3 protein-coding genes are annotated in these 3,367 nt (G+C 26.1%); all 3 read left to right on the top strand.

The genetic code is table 11. The features are described 5' to 3' along the window. A partial coding sequence (locus AWT72_RS09770; protein ID WP_371440143.1) for a hypothetical protein occupies window positions 1-401 on the top strand: 401 nt, incomplete at its 5' end. A 69-nt stretch (window positions 402-470) separates the two neighbouring features. Then, entirely contained in the window at window positions 471-1,988 is a 1,518-nt protein-coding gene (locus AWT72_RS08230) for a class I SAM-dependent DNA methyltransferase (RefSeq protein ID WP_231724071.1), read from the top strand. Continuing rightward, window positions 1,978-3,099: a restriction endonuclease subunit S gene (locus tag AWT72_RS09775; RefSeq protein WP_197407642.1), complete on the top strand. Its 1,122-nt coding sequence runs from the start codon at window positions 1,978-1,980 to the stop codon at window positions 3,097-3,099. The genes AWT72_RS08230 and AWT72_RS09775 overlap by 11 nt, the downstream gene beginning before the upstream one ends. Window positions 3,100-3,367: the final 268 nt, after the last annotated feature.

The raw sequence follows: 3,367 nt of genomic DNA on the forward strand, positions 1-3,367 counted from the left end.
AGGATTTAATATCTATAAGTAGTGATAAAAAGATATTTGATATAGTAGATGATATAATGTATAAAAATACTAAATTTAATGATATACCAACTAACCTATATATGCCAATAATATATAGTTTATACAAAGAATTTGAAATATTACATAAATTACATAATTTAAAATTAAGTTTAGACTATAATAAGTTTAAAGATGAATTTAATGAATATAAAGAAATATTTCCTATGTCATATTACCCAATTTATTTAAGAAATAAGAAAATAATTAATTTTAGCAAAAAATCTTGTTTTAAGATACTTTTAGACCTTAATAAATATGAGACTATGATAAAGCAAGGTAAAATAGATGATAAATTAGCATTTTGGTATATATTTGAGAGTATTAGGAAAGAGAGAAAGTAGTTTTGGTGAGGTTCCAAATTGGAACCTCATAAAGAAAACAAAGTAAATTTAATATAAATAGATGGAAAGGTGAGAAAATTGGCAGAAAAAAATAATGCAAATATAGGGTTTGAAAAAGAAATTTGGGAAGCAGCTTGTGTATTGTGGGGTCATATTCCAGCAACAGAATATAGAAAAGTTATAATAGGATTAATTTTTTTGAGATATATTTCTTCAGCATTTGAGAATAAATATAAAGAGCTTGTAGAAGAAGGTAAAGGATTTGAAAATGATGTTGATGAATATATTTCAGAAAACATATTTTATGTACCAATAGAAGCAAGATGGAATAAAATAGCAGAATCAGCTCATACACCTGAAATAGGAAAAATTATTGATGATGCAATGAGAGCAATAGAAAAAGAAAATCCTAAATTAAAAGGAGTATTGCCTAAAAATTATGCAACACCGGATTTAGATAAGCAAGTATTAGGAAATGTGGTTGATATATTTACTAATAAAATAGATATGAAAAATACAAAATCAGATGAAGATTTACTTGGTAGAACTTATGAATATTGTATTGAAAAATTTGCAGAAGTAGAAGGTAAAAAAGGTGGAGAATTTTATACTCCACAAAGTATTGTTAAAACAATAGTTGAAGTTTTAAAACCATATGAAAATTGTCGTGTTTATGATCCTGCGTGTGGTTCTTGTGGAATGTTTGTTCAATCTGTTAAATTTATTGAAGCACATAGTGGGAATAGAAATAGTATATCAGTGTATGGTCAAGAATCAAATTCTGATACTTGGAAAATGGCGAAAATGAATATGGCAATAAGAGGAATAGATGCTGATTTAGGAGAACATCATGCTGATACATTTTTTAGAGATTTACACCCAACATTAAAAGCTGATTTTATAATGGCTAATCCACCTTTTAATTTATCAAATTGGGGACAAGATAAATTAATTGATGATGTAAGATGGAAATATGGAATTCCACCAGCAAATAATGCAAATTATGCATGGATACAACACATGATACATCATTTATCACCAAATGGTAAGTTAGGTCTTGTATTGGCAAATGGAGCTTTATCAAGTCAAACTTCTGGAGAAGGAGATATAAGAAAACAAATTATAGAAGCTGATTTAGTAGAAGCTATTGTTGCATTACCTACTCAATTATTTTATTCAGTAACTATACCAGTAACTTTATGGTTTATATCTAAAAATAAGAAAAATAAAGGGAAAACATTATTTATCGATGCTAGAGAACTTGGTTATATGGTTGATAGAAAACATAGAGACTTTACTGATGAAGATATACAAAAAATAGCTATTACTGTTGAAAAATATCAAAATCATGAATTAGAAGATGAATTAGGATTCTGTAAAGTAGCAACAATTAAGGAAATAGAAGAACAAGATTATATTTTAACTCCAGGAAGATATGTTGGAATAAAAGAAGATGATGAAGATGATGAGCCATTTGAAGAAAAAATGACAAGACTTACATCAGAATTATCAGAAATGTTTGAACAATCTCACGAACTTGAAGAAAAAATAAGAGAGCAGTTAGGGGCTATTGGGTATGAAATATAAGTTGAAAAAATTTACATTATCAGAAATTTCTGTTGGGAATAAAGGAAACTACGGAATTTCAGCTTCTGCAATTGAATTTTCTAATGATTTACCAACTTATTTAAGAATATCTGATATAAGTGATGATGGAACATTAAATAAAAATAAAATGATGTCAATAGATGATGATAATGCATCTAAATATATTTTAAAAAAAGATGATATTGTATTTGCTAGAACTGGTGGAAGTACAGGTAGAAATTATTTTCATGACAGCGAAGAAGAATATATATATGCAGGTTTTTTAATAAAATTTAGTATTGATAAAAAAAAAGTAAATCCTAAATATATTAAATATTACTGTCAATCTAAGGAATACTATAATTGGATATATTCTTTTAAAAGTGGCAGTACAAGAGGAAATATAAATGCTAAAACACTTGGAGAGTTACCTATTTTTCTGCCAGAAAGAATCATCCAAAATAAAACGGTAGAGATATTAAGATATTTAGATAAAAAAATAGAATTAAATAATAAGATAAATGATAATTTAGAACAACAAGCACAGGCTATATTTAAATCTTGGTTTAATAATTCTGAACCTAATGGAAAACTTAAAGATATAATTTTAGAAAATCCAAAATCTAAAATAAAAGTTGGTGATGTTAAAAAAAATAATGGACAATATCCTTTTTTTACGAGTGGGCAATCAATATTATCATACTCTTTTCCGCTAGTAAATGGTAGAAATTGTTTCTTAAATACTGGAGGAAATGCTGATGTCAAATTTTATATTGGCAAAGCATCATACTCTACTGATACTTGGTGTATTTTTGCTAAAAATAAATTAACGGATTATTTGTTTCTATTACTATTATCAATTAAGAATGAAATAAATGATCAATATTTTGAAGGCTCAGCTTTAAAACATTTACAAAAAAAATCATTAAAAAACAAAGAAATTTATATACCATTTGACAATGAAATAATAGAATTTAACAAATTAATAATTCCAGTTTTTGATAATATTATTAATAATAAAATACAAAATAAAAAGTTATCGTTATTAAGGGATTCTCTATTACCAAAACTTATGTCTGGTGAAATAGATGTCTCTAATATTGCTATTTAAGCTGATAAATTATCATTTAGTGTATTAATAACAACTCTTCTGGACGGCAAGAGTTAATTTTAACGGGAAGCCGTTCTAATTCATTTTCCTGAATTTTTGAAAGGAGAATTGAAATGAAAGAAAAGTTAATGACAGATATTATTCAGGGTATGCTTCCATACCTTAATAATTATGAAATGAAAAAATTAAAGGAAGTATTAGAATATACCTTTTATCAATATAAGGATGAAGAGAATTTAGAAGATAGAGCTAATGATAATGATAGTTT

The sequence above is a fragment of the Oceanivirga salmonicida genome (assembly GCF_001517915.1).
GTDB classification, from domain to species: Bacteria; Fusobacteriota; Fusobacteriia; order Fusobacteriales; family Leptotrichiaceae; genus Oceanivirga; species Oceanivirga salmonicida.